Origin of the sequence: Kyrpidia tusciae DSM 2912 (assembly GCF_000092905.1) — a bacterium.
Taxonomy (GTDB): domain Bacteria; phylum Bacillota; class Bacilli; order Kyrpidiales; family Kyrpidiaceae; genus Kyrpidia; species Kyrpidia tusciae.
Window position 1 is genome coordinate 1,464,469 of record NC_014098.1, and the last position, 20,201, is coordinate 1,484,669.

The following is a 20,201-nucleotide window of genomic DNA, read 5'->3' on the forward strand; positions in this document are numbered from 1 at the left end:
GTGGCGACGCCCCCTCGCCGTGCGGGCCGGCGGGAATAAGTTGAGAAAGGAGGAGACAGCTTGGGTTTGTTCGATCGTTTTCGCCAAGGACTTCAAAAAACCAGGGAGGCTGTTTTCGGCCGGATGAGTTCCCTGGTGACCGGGCGGCGGCGGTTGGATGATGCGCTGTTTGACGAACTGGAGGAGTTGCTGATTCTTGCCGATGTCGGGGTGGATCAAGCGGTGGAGTGGGTGGAGGATCTCCGCAAACAGGCCCGGGAACGCGGCGTCCGGGAAGCGGGGGAACTGCGCCCCCTGTTGCGGGAACTTCTTCTCGACGTTCTGGGTCGGGATTCTGCGCCTTTACAGATTCATCCCGGATCCCTGTCCGTCGTGCTGGTTGTCGGGGTGAACGGCGCCGGGAAAACCACCACCCTTGGCAAACTGGCTCATCGGCTCACGGGCGAAGGCCGCAAGGTACTCCTGGCTGCCGGAGACACCTTCCGGGCGGGGGCCATTGAGCAACTGCATGTATGGGGATCCCGGGCCCAGGTGGATGTGATTCGCCAACAGCAGGGCAGCGACCCTGCGGCGGTGGTGTTTGACGCCATCCAGGCCGGGCGGTCCCGAGGGGTGGATGTGGTGTTGTGCGACACGGCGGGGCGTTTGCACAACAAAACGAATTTGATGGCCGAACTGGAGAAAATCCGCCGGGTGGCGGCCCGGGAGGTCGATGGAGCTCCACACGAGGTGCTTTTGGTCATCGATGCCACCACGGGGCAGAACGCCCTCACCCAGGCCGAACTGTTCTCTCGATCCGCCGGAGTGACGGGAGTGGTTTTGACAAAATTAGACGGGACGGCGAAAGGCGGAATGGCGTTAACGATTCGCCGGCGTCTCGGCATCCCCGTGAAATTCGTCGGGGTGGGGGAGGGAATCGAAGATCTGGAGCCCTTCGATCCGGAAATCTTTGTGGACGCCCTTCTCGGAACAGATGGGGCTGAGGGCCGGGAGAACTCTTGACAACGGTCCTGCGATCCGGTAACATTCCGGTGTAAAGCCGATTGGCTTGACAAGGCGGTGGCGCCGGTGCTGGAGAAAACCACGCGGGTGAATCTGCTGTACGATCATTATGGCGCACTCCTGACGGAGAAACAGCGACGCTTTGTCGAGTTGCATTATTTGGAAGACCTCTCCCTGGGTGAGATTGCCATTCAGTTCGGGGTCAGCCGTCAGGCAGTTCATGATCACCTGAAGCGGGCGGTGGACCAGTTGGAACAGTACGAGGCCGCACTGGGCCTTGTGAGTCGCCACATGCGCCGGCGGGCGATCCAAAGGCAGCTTGCCGAGGTGATCGCCGGGCTTCCGGTGGGCCACGATCAACAGCGGCGCCTGCTTGAGTTGGTCGGGGAACTTTGTGAGGACGGCAACGGGACAGGAGGGGGGGATGGGGATGTTTGAAGGGTTGGCGGGTCGCCTCCAAGAGGCCTTTGCCCGTTTGAAGTCAAAAGGGAAACTCAGCGAGGCGGACGTGGACGAGGCGATGAAAGAAGTACGCCGGGCCCTGCTGGCTGCCGACGTGAATTTTACCGTGGTCCGGGATTTTGTCGCCAGGGTCCGGGAGCGCGCGGTGGGGCAGGAGGTCATGAAAAGCCTCACTCCAGCCCAACAGGTGATCAAGATTGTCCACGATGAGTTGACGGCTCTTTTGGGTGGCAAGCCATCCACCCTCAACCTGTCCGGCCGTCCGGCGGTGGTGATGTTGGTGGGTCTGCAGGGGGCCGGGAAAACGACAACGGCCGGGAAACTGGCTCAGTGGGTGCGCAAGCAGGGCCGTCGGCCCCTGCTGGTTGCTGCGGATGTTTATCGACCGGCCGCGGTTCGCCAACTGCAAACCCTGGGTGAAGCGCTTAAAGTCCCGGTGTTCTCTGTGGACGGGGATGCCGACCCTGTGGAGATTTCCAAATCTTCCCTGGAACGGGCTTCTCAAGAAGGATGCGACGTGGTTTTGGTGGACACCGCCGGTCGACTGCACGTGGATGACGCGTTGATGGAAGAATTGGAGAGGATGAAAGCCGCCGTTGTGCCCGGCGAGATCCTTCTCGTGGTCGACGCGATGACCGGCCAGTCGGCGGTGGAGGTGGCGGAAGCTTTCCACGGGCGGCTGGGCTTGACCGGAGCGATTTTTACAAAGCTGGACGGCGATACCAAGGGAGGAGCGGCCCTGTCCATCCTGTCGGTGGCTGGCTGTCCGATTAAATTTGCCGGGGTTGGGGAAAAGCTCGACGCCCTGGAACCCTTTTACCCGGACCGGATGGCCTCCCGGATCTTGGGCATGGGCGACGTCCTGACCTTGATCGAAAAAGCCCAGCAGACGGTGGATGCGGAGAAGGCGAAGCAGTTGGAGCGGCAGCTGCGGGCCGGGGAGTTCAGCCTCGAAGATTTTCTCGATCAACTCCGCCAGGTCCGCAAACTCGGTCCTCTGGATCAGTTGCTCGGTATGCTGCCGGGCATGAACAAGATCAAGGGCTTGGGCAATCTCCAGGTGGACGAGAGGCAGCTGGGCCGGGTGGAAGCCATCATTCTGTCCATGACTCCCGAAGAGCGGCGTCGGCCGGAGTTGATCGACGCCAGCCGGCGGCGGAGGATCGCTTCGGGAAGCGGGACCCGGGTGGAAGATGTCGGCCGCCTCCTGAAACAGTTCAAAGAGATGCGGAAGATGATGAAGCAGTTTTCCGGCATGGGGAAGAAAATGGCTCGACGCAAAGGATTTCGGCCCTTTTAGGCCGGAGTCCCGCTGGTTGGGTGCGCCGGCCATCCGGGTCGGAGCCGGCAATCCGAATATCTAAAGTCAAAGGGGGACAAAGGTTCGGTGGTGAAGATTCGTTTGAAGCGGATGGGTGCGAAGAAACGTCCATTTTATCGCGTGGTGGTGGCAGATTCCCGGTCGCCCCGGGACGGACGGTTCATTGAAGAAATTGGAACCTATGATCCATTAGCTGAACCGGCTGCTATCCAGATCAATACCGAGCGGGCGTTGCATTGGCTAGAGACCGGGGCTCAGCCTTCGGATACCGCAAGGAGTTTGCTTCGCAAAGCGGGAGTGATGAGAGAGTTTCACGAGCGACGAGCCGGGCGAAACAGCCAGTAATTCCCTTTGTTGCACGGCAGTTCCGGGTACCGGGGGGATATCTTCCGAAGGGGGATCGCGATGGCGCCGGAAGAGCCCATGTACACGGTCGGCGTGGTGGTGGGGACGCACGGTTTGCGAGGAGAAGTTCGCATCTTCCCGCGCACCGATTTTCCTGAAGTCCGGTTCCGGCAGGGGTCGGTCTTGTGGCTGGACGGGGGGACGGGTCCCGCCATGGAACTCCGGGTGGAGAAGGCTCGCAAACACAAGAACGTGTTTATCGTCCAGTTTGCCGGATTTCATTCCATCCAGGCGGTGGAGCCGTGGAAGGGCCGGGAGTTGAAGGTGCCGGAATCGGCACTGATGCCTCTTCCGGAAGGCCGGTACTACATTCATCAGTTGGTGGGCTGTCGGGTGGTGGACGAGCACGGCCGGTGGTTGGGTGAGTTGTCGGAGGTCCTTCAACCCGGAGCGAACGATGTGTATGTGGTGCGGCGGCCGGGGGCGAAAGATCTCCTGGTTCCCGCCATCCCGTCGGTGGTGAAGCGGGTTTCCGTGGAGGACAGGCTCATGGTGGTTTCCCTCCCCGAAGGGTTGGAGGAATTGTGATCATCGATGTGCTGACCCTGTTTCCGGAGATGTTCGAAGGGATCCTTCGCACAAGTATCCTCGGCCGCGCCCTCCAAGCGGGACGGCTCTCAGTGCGCTTGGTGAACTTTAGAGATTTTTCCACGAACAAGCATCGCACGGTGGACGATTACCCCTATGGTGGGGGTACGGGGATGGTGTTGGCGCCCGATCCCATCGTCCGGGCCGTGGAGGACGTCGTGGCAAAGACACCCGGGGCCCGCCGGCGCGTGGTGCTGCTCAGTCCCCAGGGCAGGCGGCTGACCCAGGACATCGTTGAAGAGTTGGCGGGGTTGGATCATCTCGTGTTGATCTGTGGCCATTATGAGGGATTCGATGAACGGGTCCGAACCCTGGTGGGGAATGATGAGATTTCCCTCGGTGATTACATCTTGACCGGGGGCGAGATCCCCGCCATGGCCATCATTGACGCCGTGGCCAGGTTGCTCCCGGGTGTGCTCGGGAACGAGGAATCGGCCCGACGTGAGAGTTTCTCTGACGGGTGGCTGGAGTATCCCCAATACACCCGCCCTCCGGTCTATCGGGGTCTGTCGGTGCCCGAAGTGCTTCTCTCCGGTCATCACGGGGAGATCGCCCGGTGGAGGCGCCGGGAGGCGATCCGGAGGACTCTCTTGAGGCGGCCGGATCTGGTGAACTGGTCGGCCCTCACCCCCGAAGAGCGCAAAGAGGTGGAGGCCATCGCCCGGGAGGAAAACGTGCCTCTGCCGCATCACATCCCGGAAGGCGGTGCGTCGTCGGCCGACCCCGAGGGGGAAATTTGATTGGACCATTTTGCCGACAGTAAGATATAATGAGCGTTGGCGATCAAGGCGGTCCTCTGCGGCTCGGAGGGGCCGGTATGAACGCCTGGTGGAAGGAGGTTGGCCGATGCATCCGGTCATTCGTCAATTGGCGGAGGAAGGCATGAGAAAAGATATTCCCGCCTTTCGTCCCGGAGATACCCTTCGGGTTCATGTCAAGGTGCGGGAAGGAAACCGCGAACGGATTCAGGTTTTTGAAGGCGTGGTGATTAAGCGCCGGGGCGGTGGGATCAGCGAGACGTTCACGGTCCGCAAGGTGTCTTACGGCGTTGGGGTCGAGCGGACGTTTCCGCTGCACTCTCCGGTGATCGATAAGATCGAGCTGGTCCGTCGAGGCCGGGTCCGCCGCGCAAAACTGTACTACTTGCGCGAGCTGACAGGGAAAGCCGCGCGTATCAAGGAAATTCGCTGAACTGGGAGAGGGACTTGTTGTCGAAAACAGGTCCCTCTCCGGCATCATGCCCACGGGTGGTGGAGGAGACCGATCGAGGAGGGGCTACTCATTGTCGATGGAGCGAGAGCAGCGGCCCGCCGGGAAGGCACCCGAGGGAAAGACGCGCGGCACCTCATCCTGGCGGGAATTGTGGGAGTGGGCGGTCGCGATCGCCGTTGCCCTCCTGCTGGCGTACTTGATTCGGCTGTTTGTCTTTGAAATTTTCGTCGTTGACGGCGAGTCCATGGAACCGACTCTACATAACGAGGAACGGCTCATTGTGGACAAGCTCATATACGATTTTCACCCACCCCAATACGGAGATGTGGTGATTTTCCGGTATCCCGGGGATCCAAGTCAAGATTTCGTGAAACGGGTCATTGGCCTTCCCGGAGATCGCATTGAAATCCGGGATGGGGTTGTTTATCGCAACGGCCAGCCTTTATCGGAACCGTATATTGCGGCTCCGCCCCGGGCCCCCTACGGGCCGGTGGTGGTGCCCCCGGGTCACCTTTTTGTGATGGGGGATAATCGGAATCACAGCAAGGACAGCCGGGATCCAACGGTGGGCATGGTTCCGGATGCCAACGTGATCGGCCGGGCCGATGTGATCTTTTGGCCCTTTTCTCAGTTTCGGATTCAGCCCTTCCGATGATCCGAAGGTTAAGTTTGATTCGGGCAGTTCCTGACGATTACCGAGGTGTCATGCGGTTTGGACGGCAGGGGGGAGATGGGTGACGATCCAGTGGTATCCGGGTCACATGGCCAAAGCCCGGCGGGAAGTGGCCACAGCCATTCGATGGGTGGATGTGGTTTTGGAACTGGTGGACGCCCGCATTCCTTCTGCCAGTCGAAATCCGGTACTCGGTGAGTTGATCGGCGATAAACCGCGGCTGATCGTGATGACCAGGGATGATTTGGCAGACCCGGACGTGTCCCGGCGCTGGATCGGTTTTTTCGCCCGACAAGGGGGGCGGGCAGTGGCGGTGGATGCTCGCAGCGGCCGGGGGTTGAGGGGGATTGGCGGCGCGGTGCGAGAGCTGGCAGCCCCTTCTGTGGAGCGGTGGAAAAAGCGGGGGGTGCGGAACCGAGGAGTGCGGGTGCTGATTCTGGGTATCCCCAATGTGGGCAAATCTTCGCTGATCAACCGCCTGGCCGGGCGGTCTGCGGCAAAAACCGGGGATTTGCCCGGTGTCACCCGGGCTCAGCAGTGGATCCGCACATCGGAGGGATTCGAACTCCTGGATACGCCGGGAATTCTATGGCCCAAGTTCGAGGACCCGGAGACGGGTCTGCTTCTGGCCGCCACCGGGGCCATCAAGGAGGAGATCCTCCCGTTGGAAGATGTGGCTGTGTTTCTATTCAAGCGGTTGCAATTGACTTACCCCCGAGCCTTGGCCGGTCGTTACGGCGACCTGACAGGGGAGCCCGAGGATTGGCTGGAACAGGTGGGGAAGGGTCGGGGGCTTCTGATGGCGGGCGGCCGGGTGAACGTGGCGGCCGCCGCCGAACTGGTCTGTCGAGAATTTCGAACCGGGCGGTTGGGAAGAATCAGCCTCGAAAAGCCTCCCGATGAGGCCGCATCTGAAGGGGTGGACAAGGGATGAGCCCCGGAAACTCCCGAGGTATCCCGACGCGCCCCCCCGGGCTCGGGTGGAATTGGGAGCAGTACTGGTGGACAAAAGGCTACTCGCGGATCGCCGGGGTGGACGAGGCCGGAGTGGGACCCCTTGCGGGTCCGGTGGTGGCGGCGGCGGTGGTGCTCCCCAAAGATTTTGATGTCGCTGGGCTGGGAGATTCAAAGCGACTGACGGCTCGGCAGCGAGAAGAGCAGTTCAAGCGCCTGCGCCGGGATGCCGTGGCTTTGGAAGTGGCAGTGGTGGACGCGGACCTGATCGATCGGCTGAATATTCTTCAGGCTGCGAGACTGGCCATGCGCCGGGCGGTGGCGGCACTGGGGGAGCGATGTGAGGCGGTGCTGGTGGACGGCCGAACCGTTCCCGATATGCCGGCTCCCTCTTTGGCGGTGGTTCGGGGGGACGCGCAGTCGCCCAGCATTGCGGCGGCTTCCATTGTGGCCAAGGTGACCAGGGACCGGTTGATGGTGGAATACGGCCAGCGATACCCCGGCTATGGGTTTGAACGGCACAAAGGTTATCCAACGGCGGCGCATTTGGAGGCTTTGGAGAGGCTCGGCCCGTGCCCCATTCATCGGCGAAGTTTCGGTCCCGTGGCCCGGTGGAAAGAGCCCTGCCCGGGCGGGCCGACGATGTCTGCGGCTTTGCCGTCCCCGGGTGGGTTGGTGGATGAAGACCGGGAGAAGTAAAATAGGGTCAGCGCGAGATTGAAGGGGGCTGGCGGCGTGTCCAATCCGGAGAACACGACGGTGCGTCGGCGGCGTCTGTTGTTGTTGATGAGTGCGGTGGTCATCCTCCTCGGCGTATTGACCAATCGGTTGGTGCAGCTGCAGTTGGTGGAGAGCGCTTCCTATAAACAGTTGGCGGACCGGAATCGCTTCGAAATCCTGACCCGGCCCGCACCCCGGGGGAAGATCTTCGATCGCAACGGTCAACTCCTGGTGAGCAACAAAGCCTCTTACGGCTTGTACTGGGCCGATCTCACTTCCGACGAAAACGTGGAGAAACGGATCGCCGATCAACTGGCGCCCGTGCTCCAGATGACCCCGGATGCGATTTTACAGAAGATGAACGACGCTTCCCTGGGACCGATCTGGCGGCCCATTAAGCTCGGGCTCACGGATCAACAGAGGTCGTACGTGGCCGAGCATATGGGGGAGCTGAACGGCGTCCAGGTGGTGGCAACCCCCGAGCGGGACTACAAAGCAGGAACCCTGGCCTGCCACGTGATCGGGTATCTGAACTCCATTGGTCCCGAGCAATTGGACAGCTATCTGGCCAAAGGCTACCGCCGGGACGAGAAGGTGGGCCAACAGGGCGTTGAAAAATCTTATGAAAAATACCTTCGCGGCACCGATGGGGCGTTCCGGTTTATGGTCAATGCGGCCAATCAGCCCACGGCGGGGATTCAGGCGGTTTCCCCGGTGCCCGGGGACGATGTGGTTCTGACCATCGATGCCCGGGTCCAACAGGCGACCCAGCAGGCCCTGGCGGACCAAGTGCAGAGATTGCGCTCCCAGGGCGTGAAAAATGCTGCGGCTGTGCTGTTGGATGTCAACACCGGCCAGGTCATCGCCATGGCCAGTTATCCGTATTACGATCCCAATTGGCTTGTGAACGGACTCAGTGAGGCGCACAAGGAACAGTTCGATTTGGCGGAGATGAACCGGGCGATTCAGGATCCCGAGGTGCCTGGGTCCACCGGCAAGTTGATCACGGCGATCGCCGCATTGCAGGACGGGGTGATCACGCCTTCTTGGACCACCTACGACCCGGGGTACATCCGGATCGGCGCCTACACGATCCGCGACTGGGAGGCGCACGGGACGGTCAATGTCATCGATGCCATCCGGGAGTCGTGCGACACGTTTTTTTACCGCGTCGGCATCATGGCCAGTCGATGGACGCCGGGCATGTCGTATTCCGCCTTGGCCCAGTGGGAGAAGGGGCCGCGGACGGCGTGGATGGACCGGCTTCGGGAATACCAGAAACAGTTCGGCCTCGGGGTCTTGACGGGGATCGATCTCCCGAACGAGCAACAAGGCAAATTGGAGGACGACGGCCACCTGCCGTCGGTGTATTATTCGGCGATCGGGCAGCTCGAGCAGTTTACGCCGATTGAACTCGCCCAGTACACTGCGACCATCGCCAACGGCGGCAAGCGTATGGAGCCCCACGTGGTGGATCGGATCGTGGCTCCGGACGGCACGATCGTCCAGCGGATCGAGCCGAAGGTGCTCAACACGGTGCCGGTTTCCCAGCAGGTCCTGCAGGTGGTGCGACAAGGGATGTACCAGGTGTGCAATGTGCCGTCGGGCACGGCGTACGGCGCTTTTGTCGGTGCGCCGTACAAGGCGGCGGGCAAGACCGGGACGGCGGAGACCGGGGTGCAGGGATTCGATAACTCGGTGTTTGTCGGTTATGCGCCTTATGATCATCCCGAAGTGGCGGCCGCGGTGGTGGTGCCCGGGGGCGGACATGGGGCGGATTCCGCGGCTATCGTGCGGAAAATGTTCGACGCGTATTTTGCTGCCAAAGGTCACTGAGAGCCGCGGGACCGAAGCCATCCGGATAGGAAAGGGGGAGGAGTCGTGGACCGGCGGTCGTTGGGGCGGTACGGGGAAGAGCTCGCCGCGGGGTATTTGATGAATCTCGGTTACGAGGTTATTGTGCGCAATTGGCGATGTCCGCTCGGAGAGATCGATTTGATCTGTTGCGACGGCCCCACCCTCGTGTTTGTTGAAGTTCGAACCCGGACCTCCCGTCGCATGGGTACACCGGAAGAGAGCCTTGACGGTCGCAAAAAGCGCAAGTTGCACCACTTGGTCCAGGCCTTTTTCCTCTCTCCGGTCCGGCGGCGAATGCTGACCCACGATTACCGAATCGATTTCGTGGCGGTGGAATTGGCGCCGGATAGGCGCACCCTTCGCCGTATCACTCACATTCAAAATGCCTTTTAATCGCATTCAGATGGAGAGGTGAACCCGTGATTTACGTGGAATTCATCGGCGTTTTTATTGTCGGGGTCGCGGCGGGTTTTGCGCTGGGCGTGTGGTATTTGCGAAGACAGTTGCAAAACACCCAGATGGACGAAAAACAGGTTCTGGCCATGGCTCGGAGCATGGGGGTTAATTTGAACCAGAAACAATTGCAAACGGTGATGCGCCATATGAAGCAAAATCTTCCAGCAAGGAAGAGCCCCTTAGGGGCACTGGCTAAGAACAAACCGCAACTTTCGGGTCAGGCCAGCAAAGAAAAGCCGAAAACGGGCAAACGCCGGACAAAGTGAAGGGGGCTCCCGGGGGTTTCGTTTGAAGAAGTAACGGCCGGGGCCGGAGGCTTGCTCCGTCCCCGAGTGTACTCCTGGACGGCATACCCGCCGTTGATCCCCACAGCTTGACCGGTGATGCTGCGTCCCTTTTCTGAGGCGAGGAAGGCGGCGTAATCCGCCGCTGCGGAGGGTTGGGGGGTGTGCAGCCAAATGTCAATACCCGGGCGGTATCACCCGGGAAATGAGAAAAATCGAGGGATTTCGATAGTCGGACTCGGATTCTGTCAGAGGCACGTTCACCCTTTTGCCGTGAAAGATTCAATGAGATATCATGACTTCCAAGAAAATTTAGCCTACCCAATAAGATTCCCATGTGGTATACTATTGGCGCGACTGAATGAGGGTTTATGATCGCAGTTGGAGTCGGCGCGGCCGAGACGTGCCCTGCGGAGGGGAAGACGTTGCGGTTGCACACGGGAAGGGAGGAGACGCCTTGCTCCATTTGGTCGTTTGTATTAAGCAGGTGCCCGACAGCCGGGAGATCCGCATTGATCCTAAAACCAACACGTTGGTGCGGCAGGGGGTTCCCGCTATTGTCAATTATTTTGATTTGCACGCACTGGAAGAGGCGTTGAGGATCAAGGATGAACACGGAGCTCGGGTCACCGTGATCAGCATGGGCCCGCCGTCGGCGGAGAAAGCGCTTCGGCAGTGTGTATCGATGGGCGCCGATGAAGGGGTTCTCGTGAGCGACCGGGCTTTTGCCGGGGCGGATACCCTGGCGACCTCTTACGTGCTGGCCTCGGCCATTCAAAAAGCCGAAGACGAATGGGGGCCCGTGGACGCTATTTTCTGCGGAAAACAAACCCTCGACGGAGACACCGGTCAGGTCGGTCCAGGGATCGCTTGCCGCTTGGATATCGACCAACTCACCTATGTCGAAAAAGTAGAACGATTCGACCCAGAAAAACGAGAGATTATCGTCCACCGCCATCTTGAAGACGGGGTGGAACGAGTCAAGGCGAAGCTTCCGGTTTTGATCACCGCCCTGGCGGAGTTGAACCGTCCTCGGAGGGCCAGTTTGCCGGGGCTTTTGCGGGCGGCGCGGTACCAACCGATCGTGTGGACCACGGGCGATTTCGAGAATCTCGACCGATCGAAGATCGGGCTTCGGGGTTCGCCGACGATCGTTTCCAAGACTTGGGTACCCGAGCCCAAGCAGGTGGACACAGAATTTCTAGAAGGTGATAGCCCTTCCGCCGTGGCGGAGGCACTGCTGGATCGCCTGTATGCAACTGATCTTCCGCACAAACTGGGCTGGGCTTGAGGAGGGACGGGTATGGCGGAAAAAGCGCCGAAAAAGCGCAAACCGATGATCGGTCTCCAACCGGAGGGGGATGTGGACTGGTCGACTTACCGAGGAGTCTTGGTGGTGGTGGAGCAGCGCGGAGGGAGAGCCAAGCCGGTCTCCTGGCAGCTGCTGGGGCAGGCAAGCCGTCTGGCGGCGAAACTTGAGGCGCCGGTTATGGCACTCGTGATGGGCTCGAACGTTTCGCATCTCGCCCAGGAGGCGATTTATCGCGGCGCGGACCGAGTGTATCTCTGCGACTCACCGGAATTGGAGAATTATCGGACCCGGCCATACAGCCGAGTGTGTCTGCACGTGATTCGCACCTATAAGCCCGAGATCGTCCTCATGGGGGCGACCTATACCGGGCGCGATTTGGCCGGTGCGATCGCCACCCATCTCCCGACGGGCCTGACTGCGGACTCCACTCAACTGGAAGTGGACGATGAGCGACTGCTTTTGGCGAGTCGGCCGGCTTTTTCCGAAAAGATGCTGGCGACGATCCTCTGCAAACAGTTTAAGCCCCAGATGGCCACGGCCCGGGCTGGGGTGTTTGAGGCGTTGCCCCGGGATGAATCCCGCACCGGGGAGATCATTCCCGTGCCGCCCCAGATCAAACCGGAAGACATTGCTGTGGAGGTGTTGGAGTTTCTCGAGGCGACCGGAAAAGTCAACCTCGAGGACGCAGACGTTATCGTCGCAGGCGGACGGGGACTCGGTGGGCCGGCGGGATTTCGCCTTCTCGAGGAGCTAGCCGCCGAGCTCGGTGGAGTGGTCGGCGCCTCCCGGGCGGCTGTGGATCTGGGGTGGATCAGTCACGATCATCAGGTGGGACAGACGGGGACCACCGTCCGACCGAAGTTGTACTTTGCCATTGGGATTTCCGGAGCGGTTCAACATGTAGTGGGCATGCAGAATTCCACCTATATCGTTGCGATCAACAAGGATCCTCAAGCGCCGATTTTTAAGATTGCAAACTATGGTATTGTTGGTGATTTATTTCACATAGTTCCCGCCATTACGGAAACCCTGCGCAGACGAAAAGCCGGGGTGGGGGTTTCGAGCCAAGGAGCGGTGTCCACACCACAGACGGTGTGAGTTTGCCTAGTTTGTAAAGGTAAAACGGGTCCATGTCGGTGAAAGATTGGGGATGAGAGCGTGGCAGATGAACGATTTGACGCGATCGTGGTAGGTGCCGGTCCTGCCGGTACTGCCGCCGCGTATACCATGGCGAAAGGCGGCCTGAAGGTCGCCTTGATCGAGCGGGGAGAGTTCCCGGGGGCCAAGAACATTTTTGGGGGAGTGTTGTACCGCAAACAGCTGGAAGACCTCCTTCCGGAATTCTGGAAAGAGGCGCCTTTGGAGCGTACCATCGTGGAACAGCGCCTGTGGTTGCTGGGGGAAGATAGCGCCGTCACCTTCGGTCACCGGAATTCGAAGTTCGTCGATCCCCCGAACTGCTGGACGGGGCTTCGGGTGAAGTTCGACCAGTGGTTTGCGAGCAAAGCGGAGCAGGCCGGGGCGATTCCGATCTATGAAACGGTGGTTACTGAGCTGTTGCGGGAAAACGGGCGAGTGGTCGGGGTTCGAACGGACCGGGAGGACGGCGACCTGCGAGCCAGCGTCGTGGTCATTGCCGACGGCGTCAATTCCTTGCTCGGCAAGTCGCTCGGAGTTCACCGGGAATGGCGGCCGGATGAGGTATCCCTGGCGGTGAAAGAGGTCATCGCCTTGCCGAAGCAGACCATCCAGGACCGCTTCAACGTAGAAGGCAATGAAGGGGTCACCATTGAGATCGTCGGGCACATGTTCGGCATGGCGGGACTCGGGTTCCTGTACACGAATCAGGAAACCCTTTCCCTGGGTGTCGGAGTGATGGTCAGCGATCTCCGGCAAAAACGGATCAAGCCCTATGAGGTTCTTGAGGCGCTCAAGCGGCATCCGATGGTCGCCCGCTTGATCGAGGGGGGCGAAGTGAAAGAATACTCCGGGCACTTAATCCCCGAAGGGGGGTTAAACTCCATGCCTCCCCTGGCGGGGGACGGGTGGATGATCTGTGGAGATGCCGCCCAGATGGTCAATGCCGTGCACCGCGAAGGAACGAACCTGGCAGTGACTTCGGGACGGCTGGCGGGGCAAACCGCCATCTCCGCCCACGCCAAAGGGGATTTCTCATCGGCGACCCTTGGCGAGTACACCCGGGCGGTGCGGGAATCGTTTATTTACCAAGATCTAAAGAAATATCGCGGCGTTCACGGGTTATTGGCGGCTGGAGAGTCCGAAAAGCTTTTTGACCAACTGCCTCAGGCGCTTAACGACGCGGCCTACGAAATGATGCTGGTTGATGGTGTGCCAAAGAAGGTCAAACAAAAGGCTGCGGTCGGGCATCTTCGTGAAGTGGCGGGCGGGAATATGGGGTTGTTGCGTCTAGCTCTGAAAGGTTGGAGGGCGATGAACGGATGACACTGGCCCAGAGCATCGAAGAGCGGCTTTTCACGATTCGTTACAAAGCGGACGACAAGTCCCACTTGATCATTAAAGACCAGGATATCTGCGCGAAATGCGTGGACAAAGACTGCAACTATTTTTGCCCGGCGGATGTTTATCTTTGGCACGAGGAGGACAAGATGACTTCCGTCGCCTTTGAAAATTGTATTGAATGTGGAACCTGTCGGTTGGCGTGTCCCACCTATAACATCGAGTGGGTCTATCCCACTGGGGGGTATGGAATTACTTACAAATTTGGATAAGGGTGAACCCTAGACATTGTTCGTGACTGCCGTCGATCCTTCCGGATTCACCGTGTACGAGGATCAAGAACCATCGGTAGAAGACGTGGGCGGTCCGGATTCTACCTCATCCCAAACCAGGCGGGTAACCCGGGTGAATTCTCCCCGGGCTTTTTCTTTCGTGTCAGCATCCTCGTCCAGCCCTTCCACGCCCTCTGACCCAGGTGCCACGGTGGGCTCCTTTTTTCGCGTGGAATTCTCCTGCGGTTTGTCCACCGACCATCGCCTCCCCGGGCGAATCTGTGCAGGTAGATCTGTCTCGAAACATAGTATGCCGGCCCAGCTGGCGTCTATTTGTCATCGGGCGTTTTAAAGGATTTCAAACAAAGGTCCCGGGCGACGGATCCGCCGAATCCCTAAGGGTAGAAAAATTTTTTGTCCAGACGGGGTTGGCGAGGTCGACCCCTTCCAATGGGGGTGGGGTTATCGTGTTTGCAAGGATGCCCAGCGTCGGCTTGTTGGGGGTGGACGGGAAGTTGGTCCATGTGGAGGTAAGTATCAGCTCGGGATTGCCGCGGTTTGAGATCGTCGGGTTACCGGGATCTGAGGTGCGGGAAGCGAAGGAGCGGGTGAGGGCGGCCATTGAGAACAGCGGCTATCCGTTTCCGCTGCGGCGTATCGTTGCGAATCTGACGCCCGCGGACTGGAAGAAGGAGGGGGCGGGGTGGGACCTTCCCCTCGCCCTCGCCATTCTGGGTGCGGCTTCGGTGATCCCGGTAGAGCGGGTGGCGCGAATGGTGGCGGTGGGGGAGTTAACTTTGGACGGCGTGGTTAAAGACGTTCGAGGCATGTTGCCGGTGGCCCGGACGGCGAAGCGAATCGGATTGCCCCTTTTGTGCTCTGTCGACTCGTTGGACTTGGTCCGTACCATTGAAGGACTTCAGGTATTGCCCGTCAGGTCCCTTCGCCAGGCGGTGGAAGCCGTTCAGGGTACTTTTTTTGGAGCCGCCGTGGCCCGGGAGTCTGTTGCTCCTGATCTGGAGAGGGGGGAGGATTTTGCCGACTTGATCGGGATGGAACACGCGAAAAGGGCTTGCGAGATCGCCGCAGCCGGGTGGCACCCGCTGTTTCTCACAGGTCCCCCGGGATCTGGAAAGACGGCCTTGGGGATGCGAATCACGGGTATTCTACCACCGCTTTCCACGGAGGAAGCTGTGGAAGTGACGAGCATTCACTCCGCTGCCCACCTGTCTGCAGACGTGCGGCCTTCCTTTCACCGGCCGTTTCGGAATCCCCATCACAGTATCAGTGCTTCGGGGCTTCTGGGAGGTGGATCCTACCCCAGACCGGGCGAGGTGAGTCTCGCGCATCGGGGAGTCCTGTTTCTCGACGAGTTCCCGGAGTTTTCCCGAACAGCGGTAGAGGGGCTGCGCCAGCCTCTGGAATCCAGAGAGATCACGGTGGTCCGCAATCAAATCCCTGTGACGTTTCCGGCGCAGATTCTGTTCGTGGCCGCTTCCAATTTGTGTCCGTGCGGTCGGAGTGGGACCGACGAAACTTGTCACTGTTCTCCGGCGCTGCTGCAGCGGTACTATAGTCGCATGTCGGCGCCCATTTTGGATCGGATGGATCTGTTTGTGGAAGTGGCCCGGTTGCGCCTGAGTCCCCTCGAAGGGACGAATGGCATTCCCGAGAGCTCGAGGATCATCCGGGCCCGGGTGGAAGCGGCCTGGAAACGGCAGCAGCAGAGACAACCTAAGTCTGCGTTTCCCTTCAACGCCGGCTATTCGTTGCAGGATCTTCGACGATGGGCTCCCTTGACCCGCCACGCCCGGGATTTATTGGAGACGGCTTACGACCGCCTCGGACTTTCCACCCGGGCGTTTCATCGGGTGTGGCGAGTGGCGAGGACCATCGCCGACCTCGCGGGACATGACGCAGTGGAACGCGAAGATGTGGCGGAGGCCCTGCAGTATCGAAGGCGTCTCAGCGCTTTGGTGGATACGAAGGATATGCCCGGCATCACTCCGGTGAGCCTCGAACCGAACCGAACGGGAGCCGGGCGGTTTACGGAGTAGGTAATCCAGGGGCTGGGTGTGGGATGAAGGCCCGCGGGTATGGTCGAGGGCAAAAAGGTGGAGGATAGGGGCAAACCTTGGAGACTTGATCTTGGAGGAGCGGATTGCACAAAGTCGGGGATTGCGAGTAAGATGGACGGAGGGATTGGATCACGGTCTGAGCCTTTGCGGTGCTCAGCAGCCCAGGAGGCATCGGATGAACGTGTTGTCGATCGTGGTACCAACCTATAACGAGAATCAAACGGTACGCCTGCTGATCGACCAACTGGAGGTAGCCCTGCGAGGACTTTCCTATGAAGTCATTTTTGTTGATGATAGCAGTGACAACACCCCGGAAGTGATCGCCCAATTGTGTGCCGATCACCCTCGGGTGCGCTGCATTCACCGCGAGGGTCAGCGAGGCTTGGCCACGGCTGTGCTAGAAGGGTTTCGGATGGCCCGGGGTTCGGTCTTGGCTGTCATGGACGCCGACTTGCAACACCCTCCTGAAGTCCTGCCCAGGATGTACCGCGAGATCGAACAGGGGGCCGACGTGGTCATCGCCAGTCGCCATCTGCCGGGTGGAGACGACGGGGGATTACACGGGGTTCGCAGGGTGATTTCTCGAACGGCTCGAATGATCGGGAAAGCGGCGCTGCATCGGGTCCGTTCTGTCAGCGATCCAATGAGCGGTTTTTTTATGATTCGGCGCCAAGTGATTGACGGCGTGCACCTGAACCCCGTGGGTTGGAAGATCCTCATGGAGATTGTGGTCAAGGGGAGGTATTCGCACCTCGTTGAGATTCCGTACGCTTTTCGACCCCGGGCTGCCAATGAATCGAAGATGAGCCCGGCGGAGATCATTCATTACTTGCATCATGTCGCCCGGCTGGTGGTGCAATCTCCGGAAGATCGAAGGTTTTGGTTATTTGCACTGGTAGGCATCAGCGGGGTGGCCGTGAATACACTTTTATTTGCTCATTTGACGAAATGGAATATTTTCCCGGAAACAGCCGCTTTTGTTTCCGGCTCGTTGGCGATGATTTGGAACTTCGCATGGAACTGCGGATTGACGTGGCGGGATGCCCCGCAAAGTGATCCGTTGGCGGTGACCTTTGCCAAATTTGCCGCGGTGGCCCTAATCGGCATTGCCGTCAACTTGGTCGTGCTCAGTGTGCTGTTCCGGCTCCTGGACGTTCCAAAACAATGGGCGAACCTAACGGGGATTATCGGAGGAGCTTTGGTGAATTACCGATTAAACGATCGGTGGACCTGGCGGAGAGTGGGAGACAAACGGCCGCGAATGCGAGTGTCCTGATTTATGCGGGTGAACTGCGGCGGGAGTTCGGCGTGGGAAGAAATGAGGTGACGGCGTGAATCGGGGGCGGGAATGGGCGTATGCCGCCGGATCTTTTGTTTTACATAAAATTGTCGTATGGGGCGGAAGTATCTTGTTCAGCATGGAGAAACATCCGGTTGCCCCGCTGACGTCCTTTTTACAATACGCCCTGATCCAGAATTTCAGCCGCTGGGATACGCAATGGTACATCGGAATTGCCGCCCACGGATATCGCCCCGCCTCGGCGGCCTTTTTTCCGTTGTTTCCCTTTCTGATTCGGTACGTCCACCAGTGGACCGGGCTTTCGTACGTCGAAAGTGCCTGGGGGGTTGCAAACGTCTTTTTCTTTTTTGCCCTGTACATCACGGCGAAGCTCTTCCTGCTGGACCAACCTCCCCGGACTGCGTGGCGGGCGTTGGTGCTGATGGTGTTCTTTCCGACCGCGTTTTTCTTTGCAAGCGGGTATACCGAGCCAGTATTTCTGTTTTTTACCGCTGGGAGTCTCTACTACGCGAGGACCGGGCGTTTCTGGACGGCGGGATTTTTCGGGATGTTCGCGTCGTTGACCAGAAACACCGGCCTGGCCTTGGTGTTACCGTTTTTATACGAGTATTTTCGACGGCGGGGATTTCGTTGGCAGGGGGTTGGCCCAGATTTGGCGGCCGTTGCATTAATACCGGCTGGACTTGAAATCTACATGGGTTTGTTAAACGCAAAGCTCGGCGATCCGTTAGCTTTTGTACACGCCCAGCAAAATTGGAAGCGAGCATTCATGTGGCCTTGGGATACGCTTCGGCTCGGCACCCTCGAGTTGTGGGTCAAGCCGTTGCGCGGTTGGTCATGGATCATCCGGGCGTTTACCGTCGGGGTGGTGTGGGCCGAGTTGGCCCTTGTGGCCCTGGCTTTGCCCTTTCGACGCTTGCGCATTCCCGGCAGTTACTATCTTTTTGCCCTGGTCTCCGCAGTCGTTCCGCTGCTTTCCCCGGCTCGCGACTGGTACTTTCTAAGCATCTCTCGGTTTGTTCTCGTGCTATTTCCGTTATTCTTGATTGCCGCCCGCATGTTGAAATTTCGAGTGCTGTTTTACGCCGCCTGTGCCGCGGAGGTGGCGGGGATGTTGCTGATCCTTGAGAACTTTAGCAAAGGGTACTTTGTGGCGTAGATTGAAGGAGGTAAAAGCCGGCTTCGACCAACGCTTTTCGGGCGCGGGCGATCGGTTCGGGCCCCGACGCCAAGAGGGTGTGGTAATGGAGGCCGCCGGTCACCTCCGAAAAGAGAGGGGCAGGCGACCTGGCGCGAATTTCGAGAAAATGGGCGAGATCTTCCGGGGTGGCAATATCGAGCCGGCCGTGAACCCGCCCGTACACGGGGTGATCGATCCACACGTCTTCCACACTCACGCCGTGCCCCACGAGGATTTCGAGCTCCCGGGGCAGTTGTTCGGGCGTATGCACAATTCCCAAAAATTCCCGATAGAAGTGGGGTCGTGTGCCCAGTACGTACCCCTGGGGTGTGCTGAGCACGGCCATTCCTTCCCCTCGCAGTCGGGCGATGTCGCTCACCACCGTTTGCCGGCTAACCCCCAGGCGTCGGGCCAGTTCACCCCCTGGGACCGGCCCCGGTTCCCGATATAGGATGTGGAGCAATCGTTCCCGTCTGGTCATGCACATTCGCCTCCCGGGTCATTAAGGGCTTCCGGCCACGGGTTAGGATACGTCGAGCATACGGTCGATGGCGAGCCTCGCCCAGCGGGCGGTGTCTTCCGGAACGTGGATAACGCCGGTGGGCTGGCCGCGGACCAAGCTTTCCAGGGCGTCCGCGAGGTGGGGCCGGTCGATGCGATTCATGGTCAGACAGGGGCAAACCATCTCATTCAACGAAATGATCGTCTGCTCCGGGTGCTCCTTTGCCAACCGGTGAACAAGATTGTGTTCGGTCCCCACCGCCCACTGAGTGCCCGGCGGCGCCTGACGAATTGTCCGGATAATGAAATCGGTGGACCCGTTCGCATCGGCGAGTTGGACCGTTTCGTAAGGGCATTCCGGATGTACGATCACCTTGATGCCCGGGTATTTCTCCCGGACAGCGCGAACATGTCCGGGTTCAAAACGCTGATGGACCGAACAATGGCCCTTCCACAGAATCACCTTTGGGTCTTCACCGCCGTGGGGGAACGAGAGTTCCATCTCCCCTGGATCGTACACGGCTGTCGCTTCCAGGGGAATGCCGAGTTTGACGGCGGTGTTCCGGCCGAGGTGCTGGTCGGGCAAAAAAAGAATTCGCGGCTTGATGCTCAGCGCGTATTCGAACACACGGTCGGCGTTGGACGAGGTGCAGGTGAGTCCCCCGTGGCGTCCGACAAAAGCTTTCACGGCGGCTGATGAATTGACATAGGTGACGGGCAGCAAGGTGTCCCCGTACTGATCGGTCAGCAGCTCCCAAGCCTCTTCCACATCTTGAGCGTCCGCCATATCGGCCATGGAGCAACCCGCATTATGGTCCGGCAGGATCACCGTCTGGCGGTCACCGGTCAAGATGTCTGCCGTTTCCGCCATAAAATGCACACCGCAGAAGACAATATATTGTACATCGGTCAGCCCCGCCGCGATGCGGGACAATTGCAGGGAATCTCCCCGATAATCCGCAAAGCGAATGACATCTTCCCGCTGATAATGATGTCCAAGAATCACCACTCGGTCGTTGAGTGCCCGCTTTGCCTCAGCGATGCGCTCGTCCAACTCCTCGGAGGAATAACGGGATAACTCGGCGATGCCCGGAGTGAGACATTCCGAAAAAGCCATGGGTCAAACCTCCCCTGAATGATGGTTTC

Annotated in this window: 23 protein-coding genes; 20 read left to right on the plus strand and 3 right to left on the minus strand. The window is 59.5% G+C overall.

Going from position 1 to position 20,201, the window contains the following annotated elements; translation table 11 throughout:
* The first annotated feature begins 60 nt into the window (after positions 1-60).
* The 17 genes from ftsY (at position 61) to BTUS_RS07295 (ending at position 13,996) form a co-directional block, all read left to right on the plus strand.
* Positions 61-1,002, plus strand: a complete 942-nt coding sequence (gene ftsY, locus BTUS_RS07215; RefSeq protein WP_013075451.1) for a signal recognition particle-docking protein FtsY — start codon at positions 61-63, stop codon at positions 1,000-1,002.
* 66 nt (positions 1,003-1,068) lie between these two features.
* A complete protein-coding gene (ylxM, locus tag BTUS_RS07220) occupies positions 1,069-1,440 on the plus strand; it encodes a YlxM family DNA-binding protein (protein ID WP_013075452.1) in 372 nt (123 codons plus the stop codon).
* The gene (gene ffh, locus BTUS_RS07225; RefSeq protein WP_013075453.1) at positions 1,427-2,764 is read left to right on the plus strand and encodes a signal recognition particle protein; all 1,338 of its coding nucleotides are present in this window, start codon (positions 1,427-1,429) and stop codon (positions 2,762-2,764) included. The genes ylxM and ffh overlap by 14 nt, the downstream gene beginning before the upstream one ends.
* A gap of 87 nt (positions 2,765-2,851) precedes the next feature.
* Complete coding sequence (gene rpsP, locus BTUS_RS07230; RefSeq protein WP_013075454.1) at positions 2,852-3,130, plus strand: 30S ribosomal protein S16; 279 nt, start codon at positions 2,852-2,854, stop codon at positions 3,128-3,130.
* Between the two features lie 60 nt (positions 3,131-3,190).
* A complete protein-coding gene (rimM, locus tag BTUS_RS07235; RefSeq protein WP_013075455.1) occupies positions 3,191-3,718 on the plus strand; it encodes a ribosome maturation factor RimM in 528 nt (175 codons plus the stop codon).
* Complete coding sequence (gene trmD, locus BTUS_RS07240; protein WP_013075456.1) at positions 3,715-4,518, plus strand: tRNA (guanosine(37)-N1)-methyltransferase TrmD; 804 nt, start codon at positions 3,715-3,717, stop codon at positions 4,516-4,518. Before rimM ends, trmD begins: the two co-directional genes overlap by 4 nt.
* Positions 4,519-4,624: 106 nt before the next feature.
* Entirely contained in the window at positions 4,625-4,969 is a 345-nt protein-coding gene (gene rplS, locus BTUS_RS07245; RefSeq protein WP_013075457.1) for a 50S ribosomal protein L19, read from the plus strand.
* Positions 4,970-5,066: 97 nt separating this feature from the next.
* Positions 5,067-5,645: a signal peptidase I gene (lepB, locus tag BTUS_RS07250; RefSeq protein ID WP_052300726.1), complete on the plus strand. Its 579-nt coding sequence runs from the start codon at positions 5,067-5,069 to the stop codon at positions 5,643-5,645.
* Between the two features lie 79 nt (positions 5,646-5,724).
* Positions 5,725-6,597, plus strand: a complete 873-nt coding sequence (ylqF, locus tag BTUS_RS07255) for a ribosome biogenesis GTPase YlqF (protein WP_013075459.1) — start codon at positions 5,725-5,727, stop codon at positions 6,595-6,597.
* Positions 6,594-7,316: a ribonuclease HII gene (locus tag BTUS_RS07260; RefSeq protein WP_013075460.1), complete on the plus strand. Its 723-nt coding sequence runs from the start codon at positions 6,594-6,596 to the stop codon at positions 7,314-7,316. The genes ylqF and BTUS_RS07260 overlap by 4 nt, the downstream gene beginning before the upstream one ends.
* A 36-nt stretch (positions 7,317-7,352) precedes the next feature.
* On the plus strand, positions 7,353-9,173 hold the full coding sequence (gene mrdA / locus BTUS_RS07265; RefSeq protein ID WP_013075461.1) for a penicillin-binding protein 2: 1,821 nt from the start codon (positions 7,353-7,355) through the stop codon (positions 9,171-9,173).
* 45 nt (positions 9,174-9,218) lie between these two features.
* Positions 9,219-9,587: a YraN family protein gene (locus tag BTUS_RS07270; protein WP_013075462.1), complete on the plus strand. Its 369-nt coding sequence runs from the start codon at positions 9,219-9,221 to the stop codon at positions 9,585-9,587.
* 26 nt (positions 9,588-9,613) lie between these two features.
* The gene (locus BTUS_RS07275; RefSeq protein ID WP_013075463.1) at positions 9,614-9,916 is read left to right on the plus strand and encodes a YneF family protein; all 303 of its coding nucleotides are present in this window, start codon (positions 9,614-9,616) and stop codon (positions 9,914-9,916) included.
* A 475-nt stretch (positions 9,917-10,391) separates the two neighbouring features.
* Positions 10,392-11,225 carry an electron transfer flavoprotein subunit beta/FixA family protein gene (locus tag BTUS_RS07280; protein WP_013075464.1) on the plus strand — a complete coding sequence of 278 codons (834 nt, stop codon included), beginning with the start codon at positions 10,392-10,394 and terminating at the stop codon, positions 11,223-11,225.
* 12 nt (positions 11,226-11,237) lie between these two features.
* On the plus strand, positions 11,238-12,344 hold the full coding sequence (locus BTUS_RS07285; protein ID WP_013075465.1) for an electron transfer flavoprotein subunit alpha/FixB family protein: 1,107 nt from the start codon (positions 11,238-11,240) through the stop codon (positions 12,342-12,344).
* A gap of 60 nt (positions 12,345-12,404) precedes the next feature.
* A complete protein-coding gene (locus tag BTUS_RS07290; protein WP_013075466.1) occupies positions 12,405-13,709 on the plus strand; it encodes an FAD-dependent oxidoreductase in 1,305 nt (434 codons plus the stop codon).
* Positions 13,706-13,996: a ferredoxin family protein gene (locus BTUS_RS07295; protein WP_013075467.1), complete on the plus strand. Its 291-nt coding sequence runs from the start codon at positions 13,706-13,708 to the stop codon at positions 13,994-13,996. The genes BTUS_RS07290 and BTUS_RS07295 overlap by 4 nt, the downstream gene beginning before the upstream one ends.
* Before the next feature lie 63 nt (positions 13,997-14,059).
* Here the strand turns inward: BTUS_RS07295 and BTUS_RS07300 are convergent, their stop codons facing one another.
* Positions 14,060-14,251 (minus strand): hypothetical protein, encoded by a 192-nt coding sequence (locus BTUS_RS07300; protein WP_013075468.1) that lies wholly within the window; start codon positions 14,249-14,251, stop codon positions 14,060-14,062.
* A gap of 212 nt (positions 14,252-14,463) precedes the next feature.
* Here BTUS_RS07300 and BTUS_RS07305 point away from each other — a divergent pair, with 212 nt between their 5' ends.
* The 3 genes from BTUS_RS07305 to BTUS_RS16830 all read left to right on the plus strand — a co-directional run bounded on the left by BTUS_RS07305 (position 14,464) and on the right by BTUS_RS16830 (position 18,533).
* Positions 14,464-16,053 (plus strand): YifB family Mg chelatase-like AAA ATPase, encoded by a 1,590-nt coding sequence (locus BTUS_RS07305; protein WP_013075469.1) that lies wholly within the window; start codon positions 14,464-14,466, stop codon positions 16,051-16,053.
* Positions 16,054-16,249: 196 nt separating this feature from the next.
* A complete protein-coding gene (locus tag BTUS_RS07310) occupies positions 16,250-17,350 on the plus strand; it encodes a glycosyltransferase (RefSeq protein WP_013075470.1) in 1,101 nt (366 codons plus the stop codon).
* Positions 17,351-17,405: 55 nt separating this feature from the next.
* Positions 17,406-18,533 carry a mannosyltransferase family protein gene (locus BTUS_RS16830; protein ID WP_013075471.1) on the plus strand — a complete coding sequence of 376 codons (1,128 nt, stop codon included), beginning with the start codon at positions 17,406-17,408 and terminating at the stop codon, positions 18,531-18,533.
* On the opposite strand, the gene BTUS_RS07320 is transcribed toward BTUS_RS16830, so the two are convergent.
* Together BTUS_RS07320 and nadA are read right to left on the minus strand one after the other, a co-directional pair.
* Positions 18,508-19,035 (minus strand): transcription repressor NadR, encoded by a 528-nt coding sequence (locus BTUS_RS07320; RefSeq protein ID WP_013075472.1) that lies wholly within the window; start codon positions 19,033-19,035, stop codon positions 18,508-18,510. The genes BTUS_RS16830 and BTUS_RS07320 overlap by 26 nt on opposite strands.
* A 42-nt stretch (positions 19,036-19,077) precedes the next feature.
* Positions 19,078-20,172: a quinolinate synthase NadA gene (gene nadA / locus BTUS_RS07325; protein ID WP_013075473.1), complete on the minus strand. Its 1,095-nt coding sequence runs from the start codon at positions 20,170-20,172 to the stop codon at positions 19,078-19,080.
* Positions 20,173-20,201: the final 29 nt, after the last annotated feature.

What these genes read in the sequence shown, in the direction of transcription:
- ffh (WP_013075453.1), top strand. Translation starts at nt 1,427, where the DNA reads ATGGGGATGTTTGAAGGGTTGGCGGGTCGCCTCCAAGAGGCCTTTGCC.
- rimM (WP_013075455.1), top strand. Translation starts at nt 3,191, where the DNA reads ATGGCGCCGGAAGAGCCCATGTACACGGTCGGCGTGGTGGTGGGGACG.
- rplS (WP_013075457.1), top strand. Translation starts at nt 4,625, where the DNA reads ATGCATCCGGTCATTCGTCAATTGGCGGAGGAAGGCATGAGAAAAGAT.
- lepB (WP_052300726.1), top strand. Translation starts at nt 5,067, where the DNA reads ATGGAGCGAGAGCAGCGGCCCGCCGGGAAGGCACCCGAGGGAAAGACG.
- BTUS_RS07260 (WP_013075460.1), top strand. Translation starts at nt 6,594, where the DNA reads ATGAGCCCCGGAAACTCCCGAGGTATCCCGACGCGCCCCCCCGGGCTC.
- BTUS_RS07285 (WP_013075465.1), top strand. Translation starts at nt 11,238, where the DNA reads ATGGCGGAAAAAGCGCCGAAAAAGCGCAAACCGATGATCGGTCTCCAA.
- BTUS_RS07295 (WP_013075467.1), top strand. Translation starts at nt 13,706, where the DNA reads ATGACACTGGCCCAGAGCATCGAAGAGCGGCTTTTCACGATTCGTTAC.
- BTUS_RS07310 (WP_013075470.1), top strand. Translation starts at nt 16,250, where the DNA reads ATGAACGTGTTGTCGATCGTGGTACCAACCTATAACGAGAATCAAACG.
- BTUS_RS07320 (WP_013075472.1), bottom strand. Translation starts at nt 19,035, where the DNA reads ATGACCAGACGGGAACGATTGCTCCACATCCTATATCGGGAACCGGGG.
- nadA (WP_013075473.1), bottom strand. Translation starts at nt 20,172, where the DNA reads ATGGCTTTTTCGGAATGTCTCACTCCGGGCATCGCCGAGTTATCCCGT.